This window comes from Pseudomonas sp. P97.38 (genome assembly GCF_001269745.1).
GTDB classification, from domain to species: domain Bacteria; phylum Pseudomonadota; class Gammaproteobacteria; order Pseudomonadales; family Pseudomonadaceae; genus Aquipseudomonas; species Aquipseudomonas chlororaphis_E.
In genome coordinates this window covers 17,395-41,507 of record NZ_LHVJ01000027.1, presented here as the reverse complement: position 1 = coordinate 41,507, position 24,113 = coordinate 17,395, and the positions used below count along the sequence as shown (strand labels likewise).

Genomic DNA, 24,113 nt, shown 5'->3' with positions numbered 1-24,113 from the left:
AACGGCGCCAGAATTAGGTTGGCGTAGCGGGCTGGACCGTCAGGCCTTTGCACGCACTACTGGATTCGCTTTCTAGCCTCTCTGTCGTACCGGTTTCAGGTCGCTGCCCTGCACGCGGATTCATCAGAGGTGCCCTTCTAAGGCGCAGACGGTACTCCCATCCGCGGGGCGTTTCAAGCTCAGGCGGATCGCCGCTTGCCGTCTTTATTTGTCAAAGTACAGAGAGTTATAAGAACCGAGCGAAGCGTAACCCAATGGAAGGATCACACCCCTTGAACGCACCACAAAAACACAAAAGGCGGCTCGTGGGCATTCATGCCAGGGCCGCCTTTCGCTCAGTCAGGAGCCGATATCAAAAATCGTCTTCGACCTGGCCGTCCTTGACCTTGAATTCGCGGTTTTGCAGATAGGCGTTGCGAATGAAGACGTATTTGTCGCCGCTCACCAGCTTCTCGGCCGACAGCAGGCTGGCGCGCGTGTCGACGATGTTCAGGCCGAAGATCGAGTTACGCACCGAGACATTGTCGATATAGCGATAAGGCGCGGCGTAGCTGTCGACATACTTGGCCGGCGCATCACGCAGGGTGCTTGGCCCCAAGAGTGGAAGCACCACATAAGGACCGCTGCTCACGCCCCAATAGCCCAGGGTCTGGCCGAAATCCTCGTCGCTGCGTTGCAGGCCCATCTGGGTGCCCACGTCGAAGAAGCCCAGCAGGCCGAAGGTGGTATTGAAGATCAACCGGGCGGTGTCGACCCCGGCAGCGGCCGGTTTGGCCTGCAGCACGTTGTTGGCCAGGTTGCCCACGTCACCGATGTTGCGGAACATGTTGTGGATGCCGTCTTCCAGGAATTGCGGCGTCACGTACTGATACCCCTGGGCCAGCGGCTTGAGCGCATAGGTGTCGAGGGTGTCGTTGAAGGTAAAGATCGGACGGTTGATGCTTTCCCAAGGATCTTCTTCCGTGGCGGCCTGGGCTGCAAACGGAACCAGCAGGACGCTGGCGGACAGACTCAGCTGAGCTAGACGATGGCTCCAGCGCATAGGGGAAAACTCCTCGGTTTATTCAGGCAAGGGCGCCGAGCCCAGGCGGTAAGGTCGCTAGTATAAGACGGAAAGCGAGGATAGGCAGCATGGAAAAGAGAAGGCGGCTGTAGGACGTTTCTGCTGCCGAGCACCTTCACAACGCTGTCACCGGACTGTCATTGAGGCCCGTTAGGCTGCGGGTTATTTCAAGGACGTTCCCATGCCTCGCGCCGAAGCCCTGCCCTTCCCTGTTCCCGGCCTGACCGCGGTTCTGTTCGGCCTGAGTGGTTGCCTGGTGGACTTCGGCGCCAGGGTTCGTCAGCCGGGCGCCAAGCCGGCCGAGCACGCGCAACCGACGCCGGGGGCGCTGGAAAGCCTGCATCACTTGCAGCAACTGGGCATTCCCTGCGCCTGGCTCGACGACTTACCGCCAGCCACCAGCCATGGCCTGGCGGCGGCCCTGCCGAGTTGGGTCAAACCTCCGCAACTTCCTGCAACAAATAATCCTTGGCCCGCCCCCCACGCCTGCTGGCAGGCACTCATGGCGCTGAACGTCCAGCAATTGGACGGTTGCGTACTGGTCAGTGGCGAACCGGGGTTGCTGCAATCGGGGCTCAACGCCGGGCTGTGGACCATCGGCCTGGCGTCCTGTGGCTCGCTGTGTGGCCTGGCACCAGGCGAGTGGCAGGCGCTGGGGCAGCAGGAACGCGAGTCCAGGCGCGCCAGGGCCACCGTGCAATTGTTCAGCCTGGGCGTGCATTCGGTGATCGATCACCTGGGCGAACTCGACACCTGCCTGGCCGACATCAGCCTGCGCCGGCTCAAAGGCGAGAAGCCATGACCGGGATCATGCAGGGTGCGTGAGGGTGGATTACTCTTAAGGCAGGCCACGGACTTTTGACGCACCGTCGCGGTCCATGGCTGTGCCTATCAATAAAGGGAGTACGCCAATGCCTGCCCGCCGCAAACTGCAAGCTCAACTCGATACCCTGCGCGAGCAATTGGACCAGAACCCGCCACTGTCCGAGCCAGAGCGCGAGAATCTGCATCAACTGATGGCTCAGATCGAGGCTGAGATCCAACTGGAAAATCAGCTTCAGGACAGCAACCTGGTCGACGGCGTGAACCTTGCCGTGGAACGCTTCGAACTGGAACACCCGACCATCGCCGGGACATTGCGCAACATTGTGCAGACCCTGGGCAACATCGGGATCTGAACCTCTCGGACAAAAAAGCCCCGCGCCCTGGCGTAACGCTGTTCACTTAAGATTTATCACTGGTCGTGGCGAGGGAGCTTGCTCCCGCTGGTGCGCGCAGCGGTCCCACGCTTTTGGGGCCGCTACGCAGCCCAGCGGGAGCAAGCTCCCTCGCCACGACGGTAACGTCCTTAATGAACGGTACTACGCGCCATCGCGGGGCTTTTCTATTTCCCGCCACCTGAAATGCCATTTGTTGTGGAAGGATTCGCTATTACCGTGGGTTATTGGCGAACCAGGCGCTGATTGGGCAGTTGCACCGCTTCAGTGCTGCGATACGGGTTGATGTCCAGGCCGCCACGGCGCACATACCGCGCGTACACCGTCAACTTCTGCGGCTTGAGCAGTCGCTGCAGGTCAAGGAAGATCCGCTCCACGCATTGCTCGTGGAAATCCGAATGCTGGCGGAAGCTGACGAGGTAGGCCAGCAGGCTCGCATGATCCAGTGCCGCGCCACGATACTCCACCGCCACGCTGCCCCAGTCCGGCTGACTGGTGACCGGGCAGTTGGACTTGAGCAAGTGGCTGTGCAGGCTTTCCTCGACCATGCGCGAGTCATCGCACCGCAGCAATTCCGGGCGCGGGTGTTCGTACGAATCGACACGGATGTCCAGGTCATCGATGCACACGCCCGGCAACGCCACGACGCCCTCGCGCTCCACATCCTTGAGACTGCGGATCCGCACGCCTACCGGCTTGCCGGCGGCGGCCGACAGGTCTTGGCGCAGGGTCGCCTCCAGGCTTGCCGTGTCAGCGAACGAGGTCTGGTTCAAGGAATTGAGGTACAGCTTGAAGGATTTGGACTCGATGATATTCGGTGAATCCGCCGGGATCGCGAATTCCCCGATAGCCACCACGGGCTTGCCGGACGGCAACAGCCATGACAGCTCGAAACAGTTCCAGAAATCCACGCCCTTGTAGGGAAGGGTCTCGGCCGTCAGGCCCAGTTCCGCCCATTTCGCGGTGCGCGGGATCGGGAACAGCAATGACGGCGTGTACGTGGCGATGTATTCACTGGATTTGCCCAGCGGCGAATGTTCGGCTGCGGGATGCATGACGGAAACCTGACTGAAGAATCAGCCGATTCTATCAGCCTTTGCCGCAGCCTTTGAGTGCTTACTGACTGACTGTCAGGTCTCCCTTCATTCCGGCCTGGTAATGCCCGGGGATGTTGCAGGCAAATTCAAGGCGCGTGGCCTTGCTGAACGTCCAGGTCAGCTCGGCGGTCTTGCCCGGCTCCACCAGGACGCTGTTCGGGTCATCGTGACGCATGCCGGGCGAGCCTTGGCCCATGTCGCCATGGGCCATCCCGTGCGTCATGGCGGTCGGCGTCAACTGGCCGCTCTGCTGCATCTTGAGCATTTCCTGCTGGTGTTCGGCGTGCATGGCGGCATCGCCGAGGTTGAACTCGTGCAGCAACCGGCCTTTATTGATGAGCACGAACCGCACGGTTTCACCGGCCTTGATCTGGAGCGCGCCGGGGTCGAACGACATGTCCCCCATCACCACTTCGATACTGCGCCCGGCCGTGGCCGCCGGCGCAGGCTGGCCAAAATCAAGATGCCCCGGCGACGCCCATGACGGTACACCGAACATCAGCGTGCAGGCGGCCAGGGCCAGGCGACTTCCCCTCAACATGTTTCAAACTCCATTCGGATTCAGCTTGTGGGAAACTCTAGCTCGCCGCGCCTGCCAGCCGGCTGACGGCATGATTACAACTTTGTCAGGTTGCGCCACCGCCCCGCCTGCCACGGTATAACGCCCCCGTCCCAACCTGTCTTGAGCTGCCCATGAAACTGCTGATCGTCGAAGACCAAACGAAAACCGGCCAATACCTGCGCCAGGGCCTGAGCGAAGCCGGCTTCAACGCCGACCTGGTGGCCGACGGCATCACCGGCCAGCAGTTGGCCCTGAGTGGCGAATACGCCGTGTTGATCCTCGACGTGATGCTGCCCGGCCGCGATGGCTGGCAGATTCTGCAAGCCGTCCGCGGGGCCGGCCTGGACACGCCGGTGCTGTTCCTCACAGCCCGGGACGCCATACAAGACCGGGTGCACGGCCTGGAACTGGGCGCCGATGATTACCTGGTCAAGCCTTTTGCCTTTTCCGAGTTGCTGGCACGGGTCCGCAGCCTGTTGCGCCGTGGCGGCTCGACACCCCAGGAAACCAGCCTGCAACTGGCGGACCTGCGCCTGGACCTGATCCGCCGCCGCGTCGAGCGCGCCGGCCGACGCATCGATCTCACCGCCAAGGAATTCGCCTTACTGGAAATGCTCCTGCGCCGCCAGGGCGAGGTGCTGCCCAAGTCGCTGATCGCTTCGCAGGTCTGGGACATGAATTTCGACAGCGACACCAACGTCATCGAAGTGGCGATCCGGCGCCTGCGCCTCAAGATCGACGATGAATTTCCCAGCAAACTCATCCACACCGTACGCGGCATGGGCTACGTGCTTGAAGAGCGTGGCCTGTGAGGGGCCCATGGTCGCTGAGCAGTCGCCTGGCATTGCTGTTCGCCGCCTGCACCGCCGTGGTGTCGCTGTTGGCCGGGGTGCTGTTCAGCCGGGCCAGCGAAGCGCACTTCATCGAACTCGACCAGCAACTGCTGGAGGGCAAGCTGATCGGCCTGCGCCGCGCCTTGCAAGACCTCAACGCCGAGCAGGCCCAACGCCGCCTGGAAGATGAACTGAGCCGCCAGGCCGACCTGGCCCTGCGCATCAAGGGCAGCGACGGTGTGCGCTGGTACGACAGTTCGATCCGGATTCCGGCCCGGCTGCCGGAGCGTGCCGGCCTGTCGACCGTCAGCGAAGCCGACAGTGACTACCGCGTGCTGAACGCGCCGCTGTACCCCGAGCGCGCAGACTCGCCGCAACTGACCCTGCTGCTGGACATCACCCACCACCAGCATTTTCTCCAGCGCATGCAACGGCTGATCTGGCTGACGGTCGGCCTCTCGGCCCTGGCCACCGCCCTGCTCGGCGCCTGGACCGCCCGGCGCGCCCTGCGACCCTTGCGGCGCATGGGGGTGATCACCGGCGGCGTTTCGGCCCGCTCCCTCAACGCCCGCCTACCCGAAGCGCAAATGCCCGCCGAGCTGGCGGAACTGGCCCACAGCATCAACGCCATGCTCGGACGCCTGGATGACGCCTTCCAACGGCTTTCGGCGTTCTCCGCCGACATTGCCCATGAACTACGCACCCCGCTGTCGAACCTGCTGACCCATACCCAGGTCACCCTCACCCGCGAGCGTTCTCTGGAGGATTACCGCGAGGCATTGCACAGCAACCTCGAAGAACTGCAGTGGATGGCGCAACTGGTCAATGACATGTTGTACCTGGCCAAGGCCGACCATGGGCTGCTGGCGCCGAATCGCGAGCCGCTGGCGTTGGCCGAGGAAGTGGACGTGTTGCTGGAATTCTTCGCGCCCCTGGCCGAGGACGCCAACGTGCGCTTGAGCCGCGAGGGCGATGGCGGCCTCGACGGCGACCGCAACATGTTGCGCCGGGCCCTTTCCAACCTGCTGGACAATGCACTGCGCTTCACCCCCGAAGGGGGTGACGTGCGGGTGCGCATTGTCGATGAGGTCCAGAGGCTCCGCGTCAGCGTGGAGAACAGCGGCGAAGGGATCCCGGCAGATCGGCTGCCGCGCCTGTTCGACCGTTTCTATCGCGCCGACCCGGCCCGCCAGGAAGGCAGCAGCGAACACGCCGGCCTTGGCCTGGCCATCACCCGCTCGATCATCCACGCCCACGGCGGGGAGATCCGCTGTGAATCAGCCGATGGCTGGACGCGTTTTCTAATTGACTTGCCGAAGCTCCATCAAGCCTGACACCTCCCCTTCTGTGGCGAGGGAGCTTGCTCCCGCTTGACCGGGCTGGCGCTCCAGTGCGCAGCGCTCGCCATCTTTGGGGCCGCTACGCAGCCCAGCGGGAGCGAGCTCCCTCGCCACAGGGGGCTGCGCCGGTCTCAGGAATACCGCAACGCCTGCGCCGGCTCGATCTTCGCCGCGCGCCAGGCCGGGTAGACGGTGGCGAGGAAACTCAGGATGAACCCGGCCGAGCAGATCAATACCACATCGCCGCGTTGAAGCTCCGACGGCAGGTTGCTGACGAAGTACACATCGGAACTGAAGATATGCTGGCCGCTGACCCGCTCCAGCCAGCCCACCAGCGCACTGACATTCAACGCCGCGATCACCCCCAGCACGCCGCCAATCAGCGTACCGACGACGCCGATCACCGTGCCCTGGACCATGAAGATCGCCATGATCTGTCCTGGCGTGGCGCCGATGGTACGCAGGATCGCGATGTCCGCACCCTTGTCGTTCACCACCATAATCAGGGTGGCGATGATGTTGAATGCCGCCACCGCGACAATCATCAACAACAGCAGGCCAATCATGGTCTTTTCCATTTTCATGGCACTGAACAGGCTGCCCTGGGTATGGGTCCAGTCGTCGGCCTTGTAGCCGGCACCCAGGCCCGCGGCGATGTCACCGGAAACCTTCGGCGCCGCGTACAGATCCTTCACCGCCAGGCGCACGCTCTGCACCTGGTTCGGCTGCCAATGCTGCATCTGCGCGGCGTCGGCCAGGTGGATCAGGGCCATGGAACCGTCCAGCTCGGCGCCCACCTTGAACACGCCAACCACGTTCAAGCGCTGCATGCGCGGGGTGATGCCGCCGGGCGCGGTGCTGACTTCCGGCACGATCAGGGTCAGCTTGTCGCCGACGTTCAGGCGAAAACGCCGGGCGGTGATTTCACCGATCACCACGCCAAACTCGCCCGGCTTCAAGGCGTCGAGGCGGCCTTGGACGATATGCTGGGCGACGATGGACACCTTGCCTTCCTGGGCCGGGTCGACACCGCTGATCTGGATCGGCTGCATCGAGCCCTTGTAGCTCAACATGCCCTCCAGCTCAGTGAACGGCACGGCGGCGGTCACTTCGGGATTTTTCAGCGCGGCCGCGGCGACCGGTTGCCAGTCGTCGATCGGATTGACGCCGACAAGGGTGGCATGGGGCACCATGCCGAGGATGCGCGAGCTCATTTCGCGCTGGAAGCCGTTCATCACCGACAACACCACGATCATCGCCAGCACCCCCAGGGCGAGGCCGATCATCGAGGTCATGGAAATGAACGAGACAAAGCGATTGCGGCGCTTGGCGCGGGTATAGCGCGTGCCGATAAAGATCGATAACGGTCTGAACATTCGCGGAGCACCGTATGAAAATAAATGACCCGGCACGTGCATCGCGTGCCGGGTTGCGGTCGGTCAGATGGGCGTCAGGCAGCCTTCCTGCAAGTGCAGGACGCGGTCCATCTGCCGGGCCAGGTTCATGTCGTGGGTCACCACCAGGAACGCAGTGCGCATCGAGGTGCTCAGCTCCAGCATCAGGTCCTGGATGCCTTGGGCGGTGTGGGAGTCGAGGTTGCCGGTCGGCTCGTCGAGCATCACCAGCCCAGGCTTGTTGACCAGGGCCCGGGCAATCGCCACGCGCTGGCGCTCGCCACCGGACAGCTCGGCCGGTTTGTGCTCCAGGCGATGCCCCAACCCTACCCGCTCCAACAACGCCGTGGCCCGTTGGCGGGCTTCAGGAATCGCGGTGCGGCCGATCAGCAACGGCATGCAGACGTTTTCCAGGGCGGTGAATTCAGGCAGCAAATGGTGGAATTGGTAGACGAAACCCAGGGCGCGGTTACGCAGCAGGCCACGGGCCTTCTCGTTCAGCGCCGAGAGCTCTTCGCCCGCCAGCCAGACACTGCCGGAGGTCGGCGTATCGAGGCCGCCCAACAGATTGAGCAAGGTACTTTTGCCAGACCCGGAGGTGCCGACGATCGCCACGCGCTCGCCAGGGTGCAACTCCAACTGCAGGCCCGACAACACCACCACCGACTCCGGGCCTTCCTCGTAGGATTTGCCCAGGTTGCGGCAACTCAAGATCGCTTTTTCACTCATGCCCGACTCACTCATAACGTAACGCCTCCGCCGGCTGGGTGCGTGCGGCACGCCAGGCTGGATACAGGGTGGCGAGGAAACTCAGGACCAACGCGGCGCCGCAGACCATCAACACGTCATCGGCTTGCAACTGCGACGGCAGGTAGTCGATGAAGTACACGTCGGCGTTGAGAAACTTGTGCCCGATCAGGCCTTCGAGGGCAGCGATCGCGGCGCTGACGTTCAGCGCGGCGAACATGCCGACCAGGGCGCCGACGACCGTGCCGATCACGCCGATGACCGTGCCCTGGACCATGAAGATCCGCATGATCTGCCCCGGCGTGGCGCCGAGGGTCCGCAGGATGGCGATGTCGCCCTTCTTGTCGTTGACCACCATCACCAGCGTGGAAATGATGTTGAACGCCGCCACGGCGACGATCAGCAGCAACAGCAGGCCGATCATGGCTTTTTCCATGCGGATCGCCTGGTACAGGTTGCCGTGGGTGCGGGTCCAGTCCCGGGCGTAGTAGCGGTCTTCGCCGAGCTGCTGGGCGATGTTCCAGGCGGCACGCGGCGCCTGGAACAGATCGTCGAACTTCAACCGCAGGCCCTGGACCTGGTCCGGTTTCCAGCGATGCAGGCGCGCCAGGTCCTGGAGGTTGGTCACGCCCAGGTAACCGTCCAGCTCACCGGCGCCGACGTGGAAAATGCCGACCACGGTAAAGCGTTTCATGCGCGGGAACATGCCCCCGGGTGTCACGGTGACTTCCGGCGCGACGAACGTCAGCTTGTCGCCGATGGCGGCGCCGAGCTTGGCCGCGGCCTTGTCGCCGATGACGATGCCGAAGCTGCCGGGCGCCAGGTCATCGAGTTTGCCCTGCTTCATGAAGTTGTCGATGATCGACACCTGTCGCTCCAGCCCGGGGTCGATACCGTTGAGCAGTACCTTGGAGACCTTGCCGTTGTTGGTCAGTAATCCCTGCATCTGGGTGAACGGCGCAACGGCCAGCACCTGCGGGTTCTGCTTGACCTTGGCGGCCAGGCTCGGCCAGTCGCTGATGGCTTCGCCGGTTTCGAGGGTCGCGTGCGGGACCATGCCCAGCACACGGGTGCGCATTTCATGATCGAAGCCGTTCATCACCGACAACACGACGATCATCACGACCACGCCAAGGGCCAGGCCGATGATGGAGGTCAAGGAAATGAACGATACGAAATGGTTGCGACGCTTTGCACGGGTATAACGCGTGCCGATAAATACGAAGAGAGGTCTGAACATGTCGGGGCTTGTTCGGAGGGAAAAGGAACGTCCTTGTGGCGGGGGTCACAAACCAGCTTTACACTCAGACCACCGCCGCTACCATGGGTTCGCCATGTCGACATTAGATGAAGAAGATCGCCGCGAATACTACCGTATCGAGGACATGATCGCACTGGAAATTCGGCCCCTGTCCATTCCTGAAGCTGCCGGCCAGGAAGTGTTGCAGGATGCGTCTCCATTGTTCAACTTGCTCAGCGAACTGCACCTGAGCGAATTCGAGTCCCAGCATCTGCTGCGCCAGATCAGTGAGCGCGAACGCAGCATCGCGGCGTACCTCAAGGCCATGAACCGGCGTATCGACCTGCTCAGCCAGGTCGTGGCCCTGACCGTGCTCGGCGAGATCGGCGAGCCGCAGCCGGTGATCATTTCCGAAGGCGGCATCGATTTCCAATACCCCACGCCCGTCGCCGTCGGCGCCCACCTGTCGATCAAGCTGGTGCTGATGCCCCAGGCCCTGGGGCTGTTGCTGCGCGCCCGGGTGACCCATTGCGATCCCAAGGGCGATGGCTATGACGTCGGCACCGAATTTGAACGCCCGACCGACGCCCAGCGCCAGTTGCTGGCCCGCTACATCCTGCAGAAACAGGCGCAAGAGCGGCGCCTGGCGCGGGAACTGAACGAATCAGGTATCAATAAGGAAGAACCGTGACCCTCATCTATGGCCACCGCGGCGCCAAGGGCGAAGCACCGGAAAACACCCTGACCGGTTTTCAGGAATGCCTCAAGCACGGCGTACGCCGTTGCGAACTGGACCTGCATTTATCCATGGACGGCGAGCTGATGGTGATCCATGACCCGACCCTCAAGCGCACCACGGACCGTCGGGGCAAGGTGGTGGAGCATTCCGCCGCCGAGCTGGTGACCTACGATGCGCGCAAGGGTGGCCCGGGCTGGGTCCAGCCATGTCCGATCCCGCGTCTGGAGGAACTGTTCGAGAAGTGTGATTTCGAGCATTGGCAACTGGAAGTCAAAAGCGCTTCACGCACCCGCGCCGCCGCCACGGTCCTGGGGATCCGTGAAATGGCCCAGCGCTTCGGCCTGCTGGACAAGGTCACCATCACCTCCAGCTCCCGGGAGGTGCTCAAGGCGGCCCTCGAACTGACCCCGGACATTTCCCGCGGCCTGGTGGCCGAGTACGCCTGGCTCGACCCGCTGAAGGTCGCCCAGGGCTACGGCTGTGAGATTCTGGCGTTGAACTGGACCTTGTGCACCCCCGAGCGCCTGATCAAGGCCCAGCGCCAGGGTTTGCATGTGTCGGTGTGGACCGTCAACGAGCCCGCGCTGATGCGCAGGCTCGCCGACTTTGGCGCTGACAGCCTGATTACAGACTTTCCCGGTTTGGCCACCGCCACGCTCGGGAATGGCTGAAATCGGTCTCCCCGGCCGGCTCAGGCCACCGGCCGGAGCCGCTCAAAAAAGCCGGTTGAGCCCGTCGTAGGCCGCTACCCGATAGGCTTCGGCCATGGTCGGGTAGTTGAACGTGGTGTTGACGAAGTACTTCAACGTGTTCAACTCGCCCGGCTGGTTCATGATTGCCTGGCCGATGTGCACGATCTCGGAGGCCTGGTAGCCGAAGCAGTGCACGCCGAGCACTTCCAGGGTTTCGCGGTGGAACAGGATCTTGAGCATGCCTTGCGGCTCACCGGCGATCTGCGCCCGCGCCATGCTCTTGAAGAAGGCCTTGCCCACCTCATACGGCACCTTGGCCTGGGTCAACTCCTGCTCGTTCTTGCCGATCGAGCTGATCTCCGGAATGGTATAGATCCCGGTCGGTACGTCGTTGACGAAGCGCCAGCTGCCGTTGTCGACGATGCTGCCGGCGGCCGAACGGCCCTGGTCATGGGCAGCACTGGCCAGGCTTGGCCAGCCGATCACGTCACCGGCGCCGTAGATGTTCGGTACACAGGTGCGGTAGTTCTCGTCGACTTCGATCTGGCCGCGGCTGTTGACCTTCACGCCGATGTTTTCCAGGCCCAAGGTATCGGTGTTACCGGTACGGCCGTTACACCAGAGCAAGGCGTCGGCCTTGATCTTCTTGCCTGACTTGAGGTGCAGGATCACGCCATTGTCGACACCTTCGACGCGGTCGTAGTCTTCGTTATGACGCACCGTGATGTTGTTGTTGCTGAAGTGATAGCTCAGCGCCTGGGAGATTTCCGAGTCCAGGAAGCTCAGCAACTGGCCGCGGTTATCCACCAGTTCCACCAGCACACCCAGGCCGCTGAAGATCGAGGCGTATTCGCAACCGATCACGCCGGCGCCGTAGACGATCAGCTTACGCGGGGTATGGCCCAGGCTCAGGATGGTGTCGCTGTCGTAGATACGCGCGTGGTTGAAATCGATGTCGGCCGGACGGTACGGGCGCGAACCGGTGGCGATGATGATGTGCTTGGCCACCAGTTTTTCGACCACGCCATTGCCGCAGACCACTTCCACCGTCTGCTCGTCGGCGAAGCTGCCGGTGCCGAAGAACACGTCGACCCGGTTACGGGCGTAGTAGCCGGTACGCGAGGCCACTTGCTTGGAGATGACCTTCTCGGCGCTCTTGAGCACGTCCGGGAAGGAGAACCAGCGCGGCTCGCCGATGGCCCGGAACATCGGGTTGGTGTTGAACTGCATGATCTGCCGGACCGAGTGACGCAAGGCCTTGGACGGGATGGTGCCCAAGTGGGTGCAGTTGCCGCCGACCTGCCGACGGCTGTCGACCATCGCCACCTTGCGCCCTGCCTTGGCGGCGTTCATTGCCGCGCCTTCCCCCGCCGGGCCGGAACCCAGTACCACCACGTCGTAGTTGTAGACAGCCATGCGTACTCCTCAGAACAGGCCGCGGTACCCGGTATGGTACCTGCGGCTAAATCATGCCGGGTCGCGGCATGAAGGAACAATTTTCAGGCCGGTTCACGAGCCCGGCCACAGTCTATAGAAGCGTCAACGCCGCGCACATTACCCCTTGGTCGCGTCAGAGGCTAGGGGGCGTTCTCAATTAGTTTTCCCACCGCGTTGTGCCTAAAAGCGGGCCAGGCAAGGCGCAGGCCGCAGGGAATGGTGCTCCCTTTCCAAGGCCTGCAACGCAGCCTGGCCCGCTTTTAGGCACAACCCGGAGGGCCGGGCCTGCTGTTATGCAGGGCTGCGTTGCTCGAAGCTTATTTGGAATAACCAAACCTCGCTTCTCGCGCCTTGCCCTGCACAACAGCAGACCCGGCGCGGTGGGAAAACTAATTGAGAACGCCCCCTTTGCCTACGCTATTTCGCCACACCTGGGCTTTCAACAGGCTGTCATTCATGTTCTTTCAAAGCTCACTTCACTTTATGTGGCGAGGGAGCTTGCTCCCGCTTGACCGGGCTGGCGCTCCAGTGCGAAGCGCTCACAACAAGGGTCTGCTGCGCAGCCCAGCGGGAGCAAGCTCCCTCACCACAGGTCGCCGTGCATCCTGAAGGCTGTCAACGTTGGTTTTTAGCGCCACTGATCCGTTCAAACGCATCGTTGGTCCGGGTAACAAAACGATCGCCATCGCGCATCACGAAAAATACCCCGATGCCGTGTTTCTCGGCATAGTCCCACCCCCGTTCAGGGCCGAGAATCAGCAACAGCGTCGACAGTCCATCGGCCATCAGCGCCGAAGGATGAATCACCGTGACCGACGCCAGGTTGTGCAGGACCGGTGCACCGGTGTGCGCATCGAAGGTGTGGGAATAGCGCGCGCCGTCCTGTTCGAAATATCGGCGGTAATCGCCAGATGTTGAAACCCCGTAGCCATCGACTTCGATAACGCGTTCAGCCACCTGCCGGTCATCCCGGGGCTCTTCCAGGGCGACGCGCCAGGGCGAGCCATCGGGCTTGCGCCCAACCGCCTTGAGTTCGCCGGTGGCTTCGGCCAGGTAACTGTCGATGCCCAGGGTCTGGAGCCGGGCAGCGATCCGGTCGACCGCGTAGCCGGCGGCGATACTGTTGAAGTCGACTTCCACCGCGGCGTCCTTGCACAACCGGTCGCCCTCGATGCGCAAATGACCATGACCGACGCGCTGGCGGGCCCGGGCCAAAGCCTCGGCGCTGGGCACTTGCTCGCCCCGGGACTGCGGGCCGAACCCCCACAGGTTCAGCAACGGTTCCACCGTCAGGTCAAAGGCGCCGTCGCTCTGGACGGACAACTGCTCGCCCACCCGCACCAACTCCAGCACCGCAGCCGGCATCACCTGGCAACTGTTGGCCGGCAGCGCGTTGAAGCGCTCGATGTCCGAGTCGCTGCGGTAGGTCGAAAACTGCCGATCCACATCGGCGAGGATACTTTCCACCTCGGCTTGCACCGCGTTCGGACGAGGCGTGGCCCGATGGCTGACGTATTGAATGGAATAGCGACTGCCCATGGTCGGACCGTCGAAACGCTCCAGGGTGTCGCCGTTGCCACAGCCGGACAGGATGCCCACGAAAAACACAAGCTTGCGCCAGCGTCCAGTTAACAAATCTTCATCTCCCCTCAAAACCACGCCCGCCATTATGGGCTTGAGCGCCAGTCAGTCCAGACGCAAAACCTGTGGCAGCGGACTTGCGCGCGAACGCGATTGCGCGGGCGGCATCTCTCTTGGATGTGCCGTCCTCTTCGCGAGCAAGCCCGCTCCCACAGAGAGATACAATCCCTACAAGATTTGCCAGAGTGAGTACCCCTTCATGTCTTCCAATACAAGCAACGGCAAGGCGATTTTCCGCGTTGTCAGCGGCAACTTCCTGGAGATGTTCGACTTCATGGTCTATGGCTTCTACGCCACGGCCATCGCCAAGACGTTCTTCCCGACCGACAGCGCGTTCGCCTCGCTGATGCTGTCCCTGGCCACGTTCGGTGCCGGGTTCCTGATGCGCCCCCTGGGGGCGATTTTCCTCGGTGCGTACATTGACCGCCACGGCCGGCGCAAAGGCCTGATCATCACCCTGGCAATGATGGCCGCCGGCACGATTCTGATCGCCTGCGTGCCCGGCTACGCCACCCTGGGCGTGGCGGCTCCCTTGCTGGTGCTGCTGGGCCGCCTGTTGCAAGGCTTTTCCGCCGGGGTCGAACTGGGTGGCGTATCGGTGTACCTGGCGGAAATCTCCACGCCGGGGCGCAAGGGCTTCTTCGTCAGTTGGCAATCGGCCAGCCAACAAGCGGCCGTGGTCTTCGCCGGCCTGCTGGGAGTGGGCCTCAATCACTGGCTCAGCCCACAGGAGATGGGTGAATGGGGTTGGCGCGTGCCGTTCCTGGTGGGTTGCATGATCGTCCCGGCGATTTTCGTGATCCGTCGCTCCCTGGAAGAAACACCTGAGTTCCAGGCGAGAAAACATCGCCCTACCCTGTCGGAAATCATCCGCTCCATCGGTCAGAACTTCGGTATCGTCCTGGCCGGCATGGCGCTGGTGGTGATGACCACGGTGTCGTTCTACCTGATCACCGCCTACACGCCGACCTTCGGCAAAGCCGAGTTGAACCTGTCGGACCTGGATGCATTGCTGGTCACCGTGTGCATCGGCTTGTCGAACTTCTTCTGGCTGCCGGTGATGGGGGCACTTTCGGACAAGATCGGACGCAAGCCCTTACTGCTCGCCGCGACGACCCTGGCCATCCTGACCGCCTACCCGGCGCTGTCCTGGCTGGTGGCGAACCCCAGTTTCAGCCATTTGCTGATCGTCGAATTGTGGCTGTCGTTCCTGTACGGATCGTACAACGGCGCCATGGTGGTGGCCTTGACGGAAATCATGCCGGTCGAAGTGCGCACCACCGGTTTCTCCCTGGCCTACAGCCTGGCGACCGCAACGTTCGGCGGGTTTACGCCGGCGGCCTGTACTTATCTGATCCATGTGCTCGATAACAAGGCTGCGCCGGGGATATGGCTCAGTGGTGCGGCGGTGCTGGGGCTGATTGCAACCCTGGTGCTGTTCAAGGGCAATCGGCATGCGTTGCGCACTGCGCAGGCTTCGGTAGTCGGAGGCGCCTGATCGATCGCCTTCGCGGGCAAGCCCGCTCCCACAGAACGTCAGTGGACAAATTGTGGGAGCGGGCTTGCCCGCGAAGACGGCCTACCCGTCACGGCAAAAAATCCAGACAAAAAAACGCCCCGACAAGTCGGGGCGTTTTCATGTGCGGCGAGAGCTTAGCGCGGGAACGCTGGCGGGTTCACACCGGCCATGTCTTCCATCACGCGAACCACCTGGCAGCTGTAACCGAACTCGTTGTCGTACCAGACGTACAACACAACGCGGTTGTCGTTGCAGATGGTGGCTTCGGCATCGACCACACCGGCGTGGCGCGAGCCCACGAAGTCGGTGGACACCACTTCCTGCGAATTGACGAAGTCGATCTGCTTGTGCAGGTCGGAGTGCAGCGCCATGTAGCGCAGGTACTCGTTCATCTCTTCGCGGCTGGTGGCTTTCTCAAGGTTCAGGTTGAGAATGGCCATCGATACGTTTGGCGTCGGAACGCGGATCGCGTTGCCGGTCAGCTTGCCGGCCAGTTCAGGCAGGGCCTTGGCAGCGGCGGTGGCCGCACCGGTCTCGGTGATGACCATGTTCAGCGCGGCACTGCGGCCACGACGATCGCCCTTGTGGAAGTTGTCGATCAGGTTCTGGTCGTTGGTGTACGAGTGAACCGTCTCAACGTGACCGTTGACGATACCGAACTTGTCGTTCACGGCCTTGAGCACCGGCACGATGGCGTTGGTGGTGCAGGAGGCGGCGGAAACGATCTTGTCGTCAGCGGTGATATCGCCGTGGTTGATACCGTGGACGATGTTCTTCAGCTTGCCTTTGCCAGGCGCGGTCAGGACCACGCGGTCGATACCCGGGCAGGCCAGGTGCTGGCCCAGGCCGTCGGCGTCACGCCATACGCCGGTGTTGTCCACCAGCAGTGCGTCCTTGATGCCGTACTGGGTGTAGTCCACCTCGGTCGGGTTCTTCGCGTAGATCACCTGGATCAGGTTGCCGTTGGCGCAGATGGTGTTGTTTTCTTCGTCGATGGTAATGGTGCCATTGAACGAACCATGGACCGAATCGCGGCGCAGCAGGCTGGCACGCTTGGTCAGGTCGTTCTCGGCGCCCTTGCGCACCACGATGGCCCGCAGGCGCAGGCCGTCGCCACCACCGGTCTTCTCGATCAGGATGCGCGCCAGCAGGCGGCCGATGCGGCCGAAGCCGTACAGGACCACGTCAGTGCCTTTACGCGCCGAAGCGTTCTGCTGGCCAACCACGTCGGCCATTTCCTCGCGCACGAACTGCTCGGCAGTACGGCCGTTGGCCTGGGTCTTGAACTTGACGGCCAGCTTGCCCAGGTCCACCGAGGCGGCGCCGAGCTTGAGCTCGCTCATCGCCTTGAGCAGGGGGAAAGTTTCGTGGACGGACAATTCGCTGTCGTCGGACTGACGGTGGCGAGCAAAGCGGTGGGCTTTGAGAATCGCGATGACAGACTGGTTGATCAGGCTGCGGCCATAGATCGAGCTCACCACGTTGTTATTGCGGTAGAGCTGACCGATGAGAGGGATCATCGCTTCGGCGAGCGCTTCACGATCGATCCATTCACCAAGACACTGGTCGGGCTTCTGAGTCACGGGAACCTTCCACATGTAGGGGCTGAAAAAAGGGGCTACATTATGCCGCCGAGTCCTCGGCGGAGCAATGCGCGCCTGTCGCACCGTGGTTTTCCTGTCTGCCTGGGTAGTCTGCGACTGACAGCAGCCCCCTTCCCCCGCTACACTTGTCGACTTTGTCGCAACGCTGGAGCTCAATCTTCCGTGCCCGTTCTGCGTCTTCCGCATCTCCCTGCCGCGGCAGGTAAACAGCACTGGGGCAACCTGCCCGGTGCCGCCCTGAGCCTGGCCATAGCCGAGGCTGCAAGCGCTGCCAAGCGCTTTACCCTGCTGCTGACCGCCGACAGCCAAAGTGCCGAACGGCTGGAACAGGCGCTGGGGTTCTTCGCGCCGGACTTGCCCGTGCTGCATTTCCCGGACTGGGAAACCCTGCCCTACGATCTTTTTTCGCCTCACCAGGACATCATTTCCCAGCGAATCGCCAGCCTCTACCGGCTGCCGGAGCTCAGTCATGGCGTTTTGGTAGTGCCGATCACCACGGCCCTACATCGCCTGGCACCGACCCAATTCCTGCTGGGCAGCAGCCTGGTGCTGGACATCGGCCAGAAGCTCGACGTCGAGCAAATGCGCACCCGCCTGGAGGCCAGCGGCTATCGCTGCGTCGACACGGTGTACGAGCACGGCGAGTTCGCGGTACGTGGCGCACTGATCGACCTGTTCCCGATGGGCAGCAAGCTGCCGTATCGCATCGACCTGTTCGATGACGAAATCGAGACCCTGCGCACCTTCGACCCGGAAAACCAGCGTTCCATCGACAAGGTCCAGTCGATCCGCCTGTTGCCGGCCAAGGAATTCCCGCTGCAGAAAGAGGCAGTGACGCGCTTCAAGGCGCGCTTTCGCGAACGCTTCGACGTGGACTTCCGGCGTTGCCCGATCTTCCAGGACCTGAGCAGTGGGATCACTCCCGCCGGCATCGAGTACTACCTGCCGCTGTTCTTCGAAGAAACCTCGACCCTGTTCGACTACCTGCCCCAGGACACTCAGGTGTTCTCCTTGCCCGGTATCGAACAGGCGGCGGAGAACTTCTGGAACGACGTGCGCAACCGCTACGAAGAGCGCCGCGTCGACCCTTCCCGGCCTCTATTGCCGCCGGCCGAGCTGTTCCTGCCGGTCGAAGACTGTTTCGCCCGCCTCAAGCACTGGCCACGCGTGGTGGCGAGCCAGCAGGACGTGGAAACCGGCGTTGGCCGTGAGCGCTTTCCGGCCAGGCCGTTGCCCGACCTGGCGATCGAAGCCAAGGCCTCGCAACCGTTGGCGGCGCTGGCGGGTTTTCTCGACGGTTTTCCTGGTCGTGTGCTGTTCACCGCCGAAACCGCAGGGCGCCGCGAAGTGCTGCTGGAACTGCTGGAACGCCTGAAGCTGCGACCCAAGACGGTCGAAAGCTGGCCGGACTTCGTCACCAGCAAGGATCGCCTGGCGATCACCATCGCACCGCTGGATGAAGGCCTGGTACTCGACGACCCGGCGTTGGCCCTGGTGGCCGAAAGCCCGCTGTTCGGCCAACGCGTCATGCAGCGTCGGCGCCGCGAGAAACGCGCCGACGCCGCCAACGACGCCGTCATCAAGAACCTCACCGAGTTGCGCGAAGGCGCCCCGGTGGTGCACATCGACCACGGCGTGGGCCGCTACCTGGGCCTGGCGACGCTGGAAATCGACGGCCAGGCCGCCGAATTCCTGACCCTCGAATACGCCGAAGGCGCCAAGCTCTACGTTCCCGTGGCGAACCTGCACCTGATCGCGCGCTACACCGGCAGCGACGATGCCCTCGCCCCCCTGCATCGCCTGGGCTCGGAAACCTGGCAGAAAGCCAAGCGCAAAGCCGCCGAACAGGTGCGCGACGTGGCCGCCGAATTGCTCGACATCTACGCCCGCCGCGCCGCCCGCGAAGGGTATGCGTTCGCCGACCCGAAGGCCGACTACGAAACCTTCAGCGCCGGGTTCCCGTTCGAGGAAACCGTCGACCAGCAGACCACCATCGAAGCCGTGCGCGCCGACATGCTCGCACCCAAGCCGATGGACCGCCTGGTGTGTGGCGACGTGGGCTTCGGCAAGACCGAAGTGGCCATGCGCGCCGCGTTCATCGCCGTGCACGCCGGCAAGCAGGTGGCGATCCTGGTGCCCACCACCCTGCTCGCCCAACAGCACTACAACAGTTTCCGCGACCGCTTCGCCGACTGGCCGGTGACCGTGGAAGTGATGAGCCGCTTCAAGTCCGCCAAGGAAGTGAACGCCGCCGTCGCCGACCTGGCCGAGGGCAAGATCGACATCGTCATCGGCACGCACAAGCTGCTGCAGGACGATGTGAAGATCAAGAACCTCGGGCTGGTGATCATCGACGAAGAACACCGCTTCGGCGTGCGCCAGAAAGAACAGCTCAAGGCCCTGCGCAGCGAAGTCGACATCCTCACCCTGACCGCCACGCCGATCCCGCGCACGCTGAACATGGCGGTGTCGGGCATGCGCGACCTGTCGATCATCGCCACGCCACCGGCCCGGCGCCTGTCGGTGCGTACGTTCGTCATGGAGCAGAACAAGAGCACGGTCAAGGAAGCCCTGCTGCGCGAGTTGCTGCGTGGCGGCCAGGTCTATTACCTGCACAACGACGTGAAGACCATCGAGAAATGCGCCGCTGACCTGGCCGAACTGGTGCCGGAAGCCCGCATCGGCATCGGCCACGGGCAGATGCGCGAACGCGAACTCGAACAGGTGATGAGCGACTTCTACCACAAGCGCTTCAACGTGCTGATCGCCTCGACCATCATCGAGACCGGCATCGACGTGCCGAGCGCCAACACCATCATCATCGAACGGGCCGACAAATTCGGCCTGGCCCAGTTGCACCAACTGCGCGGCCGGGTCGGACGCAGTCACCACCAGGCCTATGCCTACCTGTTGACACCGCCGCGCCAGCAGATCACCCCGGACGCGGAAAAACGCCTGGAGGCCATCGCCAACACCCAGGACCTGGGCGCCGGCTTCGTGCTGGCCACCAACGACCTGGAAATCCGCGGCGCCGGCGAATTGCTGGGCGACGGCCAGAGCGGCCAGATCCAGGCCGTCGGCTTCACCCTGTACATGGAAATGCTCGAACGGGCGGTCAAGTCGATCCGCAAGGGCGAACAGCCGAACCTCGACCAACCGCTGGGCGGCGGTCCGGAAATCAACCTGCGGGTGCCGGCGCTGATCCCCGAAGATTACCTGCCGGACGTCCACGCGCGGCTGATCCTCTACAAACGCATCGCCTCGGCCAGCGACGAGGAAGGCCTCAAGGACCTGCAAGTGGAGATGATCGACCGCTTCGGCCTGCTGCCGGAACCGACCAAGCACCTGGTCCGCACCACGCTGCTCAAGCTCAAGGCCGAGCAACTGGGCATCAAGAAAGTCGACGGCGGCCCCAATGGCGGACGCATCGAGTTCGAGGCCCAGACACCGGTCGATCCGCTGGTGCTGATCAAGCTGATCCAGGGCCAGCCCAAACGCTACAAGTTCGAAGGCGCCACGATGTTCAAGTTCATGGTGCCCATGGAACGCCCGGAAGAGCGTTTCAATACCGTAGAAGCGCTGTTCGAGCGCCTAACCCCGACCACTGCTTGAAGGACGCCACATGCGCCTGTTTCGCTCACTGACCTTGTTGATGACCCTGGTCGCTCCCCTGGCGTTTGCCGACGACCTGTATCAGGTTGAAATGATCCTGGTGCGGCAGAACGCGGAGCCGGCAATCATCAGCCGCGCCGCGCCGGAAGACTGGGACGCCGGCGCGCGACGCCTGGACGCCGATGCCCAACGCACGCCGGCACTGGGCGCCATCGTGGAAAAACTCAACGCCAGCGGCCAATACACGGTACTGATGCACAAGGCCTGGCAGCAGAACATCGGCGAGCAGGGCAGCAAGATTGCCATCAGCGACGGCACCGAACAGTTCGGGCAATTCCCCATCGAGGGCACCTTGGAACTGAAACTGGGCCGTTTCACCGACGTCGATGCCGACTTCTGGATCAACCAGATCGACGCCAATGGGCTGGTCACCGCCAGCGAACGCCTGAAACAGCAGAGCCACACCAAGAATGGCCAGCTGAACTTCCTCGACAATGGCCACCTTGGCCTGCTGATCAAGCTCACCTCGCTGACCGCGCCTGCACCCCGCCAGTCCCCTGACGTCATTCCGGACTGAGTGGCGCACCTATGCCCTCGCCCCTGAGCAAACCCCTGGCCCCTTCCTGGGTCAATCGATTCAAGGAACAGAGCCTGGAGCGTGGGCGCCGCTACGCGCTGGAAAACCGGGTCAGGATCGTCGAGGCCGGCGACAGCACCATCACCGCCAGTTGCGAAGGCTCTGGCAGTAGCGTCTACCGTCAGACCATTCGCCTCAAGGAGTCGGCCAAAGGCACGCTGATCCTGCTTGACGCCGCGTGCTCCTGCCCGGTGCGCATCAATTGCAAACATTGCGCGGCGGTTCTTCTGCAAGTGCAGGAAACCCTGGCCTACCCGGCAGCCGAAAAAGACGCGCAATTGCTGGAGAAACTCCAGTCGGTGCTGGACAACCGCAGCCCCAAGGCACCGCCCCAGGTGCTGGTGGACAATGTGCAACCACTGCCCCGCCTGTGGCTGGCAAGCATCGAGTTCAGCGCCTTCGAGCCGCGCAACGGCAAGATGCAACGCTACATCCAGCACCGTGCGGCGCTGTCCTTCAGCTATTTGGGTGAATACGTCAGCGGCCAACGCAACAGCGACGTGCTGCTGCGCCAGGAAACCCAGACGCTGCGGATAAAGCGCCATACAGATGTGGAACAGTCCTACCGCGAACAACTGCGAATCCTCGGATTCAAGGTCGCGACCCGACAGAGCAAGGCGTTGCCGGAAAGCGCCGGCGAGCTGTACGAAATGGTCAACGACAGCGCCTGGTTGACCTTCACCCTCAATGACCTGCCCAAGCTTCGTGAGCAAGGTTGGGAGTTGCAGATCGACGAGGAATTCGGCTTCGACCTGACCGCCGTGGATGACTGGTATGCCACGGTAGAGGAAACGCCGGAGCGGGACTGGTTCGACCTCGAGCTGGGGATCATCGTCAATGGCGAGCGCCTGAGCCTGCTGCCAATCCTGTTGAACCTGATGCGCTCGCACATCGAGCTGTTCAACCCGGAACGCCTGGCCAGGCGCCGCGACGACGAGCTTATCCTGGTCAACCTGCCCACTCGCCCGAACGCCGAGTTCGGCCCACAACAAGTGGCCCTGCCCTACGGTCGGCTGAAACCGGTGCTGGCGACCCTGGGCGAGTTCTACCTGCAAGAGCCCGGCACCACCAAGCTGCGCTTGAACAGCGCGGACGCCTTGCGCCTGAACCCGCTGCAAGACATGCCGCTGAGTTGGGAAGGCGGCGAATACATTCGTGGCCTCGCCCAACGCCTACGCGACATCAAGGACTACTCCGCCGCCGCGCCCGAAGGCCTGAACGCGACGCTGCGGCCCTACCAGCTCGAAGGCCTGAGCTGGATGCAGTCGCTGCGCCAGCTGGAGGTCGGCGGCATCCTGGCGGATGACATGGGCCTGGGCAAAACCCTACAGACCCTGGCGCACATTCTCAGCGAAAAAAATGCCGGGCGCCTCGACCGGCCATGCATGGTGGTGATGCCCACCAGCCTGATTCCCAACTGGCTCGACGAAGCGGCCCATTTCACGCCGCAGCTCAAGGTGCTGGCGCTGTATGGCGCCGGGCGCAAGAAACACTTCGAGCGACTGGCCGACTACGACCTGGTCCTCACCACCTATGCGCTGCTGCCCAAGGACGTCGAGCGCCTGGCTGCACAGCCGCTGCATGTGCTGATCCTCGATGAGGCCCAATACATCAAGAACCCCACCAGCAAGGCCGCCCAGGCCGCCCGTGAGCTCAATGCCCGGCAACGGCTGTGCCTGTCCGGCACACCGCTGGAAAACCACCTGGGCGAACTCTGGTCGCTGTTCCACTTCCTGTTGCCGGGCTGGCTCGGGGACGTCAAGAGCTTCAACCGCGATTACCGTACCCCCATTGAAAAGCGCGGCAGCGACGTCAGATTGCAGCACCTCAACGGTCGGATAAAACCTTTCCTGCTGCGCCGGACCAAGGAGCAAGTGGCGACCGAGTTGCCACCCAAGACCGAGATCATTCATTGGGTGGAACTCAGCGACGCCCAGCGGGACGTCTACGAAACCATGCGCCTGGCCATGGACAAGAAAGTGCGCGACGAAATCACCCGCAAAGGCGTCGCCCGCAGTCAGATCATTATCCTCGAAGCGTTGCTCAAGCTCCGCCAGGTGTGCTGCGATCTGCGCCTGATCAACGATGCCGCCCTCCCTACCCGAGGCAGCACTTCGGGCAAGCTCGACAGCCTGATGGGCATGCTGGAGGAACTGTTCGAAGAAGGCCGGCGGGTGCTGCTGTTTTCCCAGTTCACCTCGATGCTGGCGCTGATCGAAGATGAGCTGAAGAAACGCGGCGTCGACTACGCCATCCTGACCGGACAGACCCGCGACCGACGCACCCCCGTCAAGGAATTCCAGAGCGGCAAGCGTCAGATTTTCCTGATCAGCCTGAAGGCCGGCGGCGTAGGCCTGAACCTGACCGAAGCCGACACGGTGATTCACTACGACCCATGGTGGAACCCGGCCACCGAAAACCAGGCGACCGACCGCGCTTACCGTATCGGCCAGGAAAAACCGGTGTTCGTCTACAAATTGATTGCCCGGGGCACGGTAGAGGAAAAGATTCAGCTACTGCAAAAGGAAAAATCCGACCTCGCCGCCGGCGTCCTGGATGGCCGCGTGGCCGGCGACTGGAAGTTGCAGAGCGACGATATCGAAGCGCTGTTTGCGCCGTTGCCGGATAAGCTGGAAAAGCGCTGAGGCGGCGCAGTGTTGCGTTGGCCTTGATGACACCTGCTCGCGAATACGGGAGGTCAGTCGCCTCGGTACTGACTGACCTCAATCCTTGCGGGCA

Annotated in this window: 19 protein-coding genes; 10 read left to right on the top strand and 9 right to left on the bottom strand. The window is 62.8% G+C overall.

Annotation, left to right across the window (positions count from 1 at the left end):
- Positions 1–352: 352 nt before the first annotated feature.
- Entirely contained in the window at positions 353–1,042 is a 690-nt protein-coding gene (locus AD664_RS21835) for a VacJ family lipoprotein (protein ID WP_042727868.1), read from the bottom strand.
- 202 nt (positions 1,043–1,244) lie between these two features.
- Between AD664_RS21835 and AD664_RS21830 the strand changes: the two genes are divergently transcribed.
- Both AD664_RS21830 and AD664_RS21825 read left to right on the top strand, forming a co-directional pair.
- A complete protein-coding gene (locus tag AD664_RS21830) occupies positions 1,245–1,865 on the top strand; it encodes a phosphatase (protein ID WP_053149624.1) in 621 nt (206 codons plus the stop codon).
- A gap of 109 nt (positions 1,866–1,974) precedes the next feature.
- A complete protein-coding gene (locus AD664_RS21825; protein WP_053149621.1) occupies positions 1,975–2,241 on the top strand; it encodes a DUF4404 family protein in 267 nt (88 codons plus the stop codon).
- 263 nt (positions 2,242–2,504) lie between these two features.
- Here the strand turns inward: AD664_RS21825 and queF are convergent, their stop codons facing one another.
- Together queF and AD664_RS21815 are read right to left on the bottom strand one after the other, a co-directional pair.
- Entirely contained in the window at positions 2,505–3,335 is an 831-nt protein-coding gene (queF, locus tag AD664_RS21820; protein ID WP_053149618.1) for an NADPH-dependent 7-cyano-7-deazaguanine reductase QueF, read from the bottom strand.
- A gap of 61 nt (positions 3,336–3,396) precedes the next feature.
- The gene (locus AD664_RS21815) at positions 3,397–3,918 is read right to left on the bottom strand and encodes a plastocyanin/azurin family copper-binding protein (protein ID WP_053149615.1); all 522 of its coding nucleotides are present in this window, start codon (positions 3,916–3,918) and stop codon (positions 3,397–3,399) included.
- A 152-nt stretch (positions 3,919–4,070) separates the two neighbouring features.
- Between AD664_RS21815 and AD664_RS21810 the strand changes: the two genes are divergently transcribed.
- The gene (locus AD664_RS21810; RefSeq protein WP_053149613.1) at positions 4,071–4,751 is read left to right on the top strand and encodes a heavy metal response regulator transcription factor; all 681 of its coding nucleotides are present in this window, start codon (positions 4,071–4,073) and stop codon (positions 4,749–4,751) included.
- Positions 4,748–6,106: a heavy metal sensor histidine kinase gene (locus AD664_RS21805; protein ID WP_053149610.1), complete on the top strand. Its 1,359-nt coding sequence runs from the start codon at positions 4,748–4,750 to the stop codon at positions 6,104–6,106. The genes AD664_RS21810 and AD664_RS21805 overlap by 4 nt, the downstream gene beginning before the upstream one ends.
- Positions 6,107–6,243: 137 nt before the next feature.
- Here AD664_RS21805 and AD664_RS21800 read toward each other — a convergent pair whose 3' ends face one another.
- The 3 genes from AD664_RS21800 to AD664_RS21790 all read right to left on the bottom strand — a co-directional run bounded on the left by AD664_RS21800 (position 6,244) and on the right by AD664_RS21790 (position 9,493).
- Entirely contained in the window at positions 6,244–7,488 is a 1,245-nt protein-coding gene (locus AD664_RS21800) for a lipoprotein-releasing ABC transporter permease subunit (RefSeq protein WP_053149608.1), read from the bottom strand.
- 63 nt (positions 7,489–7,551) lie between these two features.
- Complete coding sequence (lolD, locus tag AD664_RS21795; protein WP_172679754.1) at positions 7,552–8,235, bottom strand: lipoprotein-releasing ABC transporter ATP-binding protein LolD; 684 nt, start codon at positions 8,233–8,235, stop codon at positions 7,552–7,554.
- A 7-nt stretch (positions 8,236–8,242) separates the two neighbouring features.
- The gene (locus tag AD664_RS21790) at positions 8,243–9,493 is read right to left on the bottom strand and encodes a lipoprotein-releasing ABC transporter permease subunit (protein ID WP_053149605.1); all 1,251 of its coding nucleotides are present in this window, start codon (positions 9,491–9,493) and stop codon (positions 8,243–8,245) included.
- 94 nt (positions 9,494–9,587) lie between these two features.
- On the opposite strand from AD664_RS21790, the gene AD664_RS21785 reads away from it, so the two are divergent.
- Positions 9,588–10,184, top strand: coding sequence for a PilZ domain-containing protein (locus AD664_RS21785; protein WP_047737755.1), 597 nt, complete (start codon positions 9,588–9,590; stop codon positions 10,182–10,184).
- The gene (locus tag AD664_RS21780) at positions 10,181–10,903 is read left to right on the top strand and encodes a glycerophosphodiester phosphodiesterase family protein (RefSeq protein ID WP_053149603.1); all 723 of its coding nucleotides are present in this window, start codon (positions 10,181–10,183) and stop codon (positions 10,901–10,903) included. The genes AD664_RS21785 and AD664_RS21780 overlap by 4 nt, the downstream gene beginning before the upstream one ends.
- 42 nt (positions 10,904–10,945) lie before the next feature.
- Here the strand turns inward: AD664_RS21780 and sthA are convergent, their stop codons facing one another.
- Entirely contained in the window at positions 10,946–12,340 is a 1,395-nt protein-coding gene (sthA, locus tag AD664_RS21775) for a Si-specific NAD(P)(+) transhydrogenase (RefSeq protein WP_003183399.1), read from the bottom strand.
- A 636-nt stretch (positions 12,341–12,976) separates the two neighbouring features.
- Positions 12,977–13,900 carry an FAD:protein FMN transferase gene (locus tag AD664_RS21770; protein ID WP_371260982.1) on the bottom strand — a complete coding sequence of 308 codons (924 nt, stop codon included), beginning with the start codon at positions 13,898–13,900 and terminating at the stop codon, positions 12,977–12,979.
- Between the two features lie 301 nt (positions 13,901–14,201).
- On the opposite strand from AD664_RS21770, the gene AD664_RS21765 reads away from it, so the two are divergent.
- Entirely contained in the window at positions 14,202–15,500 is a 1,299-nt protein-coding gene (locus AD664_RS21765; RefSeq protein ID WP_053149600.1) for an MFS transporter, read from the top strand.
- Positions 15,501–15,655: 155 nt separating this feature from the next.
- Here AD664_RS21765 and AD664_RS21760 read toward each other — a convergent pair whose 3' ends face one another.
- Positions 15,656–17,119, bottom strand: coding sequence for a glyceraldehyde-3-phosphate dehydrogenase (locus AD664_RS21760; RefSeq protein WP_042732681.1), 1,464 nt, complete (start codon positions 17,117–17,119; stop codon positions 15,656–15,658).
- 168 nt (positions 17,120–17,287) lie between these two features.
- Between AD664_RS21760 and mfd the strand changes: the two genes are divergently transcribed.
- Genes mfd through AD664_RS21745 form a run of 3 tightly spaced genes read left to right on the top strand, consistent with a single transcriptional unit; the run spans position 17,288 to position 24,019 of the window.
- Entirely contained in the window at positions 17,288–20,737 is a 3,450-nt protein-coding gene (mfd, locus tag AD664_RS21755) for a transcription-repair coupling factor (RefSeq protein WP_053149597.1), read from the top strand.
- 10 nt (positions 20,738–20,747) lie between these two features.
- Positions 20,748–21,314: a CsiV family protein gene (locus AD664_RS21750; protein ID WP_053149594.1), complete on the top strand. Its 567-nt coding sequence runs from the start codon at positions 20,748–20,750 to the stop codon at positions 21,312–21,314.
- A gap of 11 nt (positions 21,315–21,325) precedes the next feature.
- Positions 21,326–24,019 (top strand): DEAD/DEAH box helicase, encoded by a 2,694-nt coding sequence (locus AD664_RS21745; protein ID WP_053149592.1) that lies wholly within the window; start codon positions 21,326–21,328, stop codon positions 24,017–24,019.
- Positions 24,020–24,113: the final 94 nt, after the last annotated feature.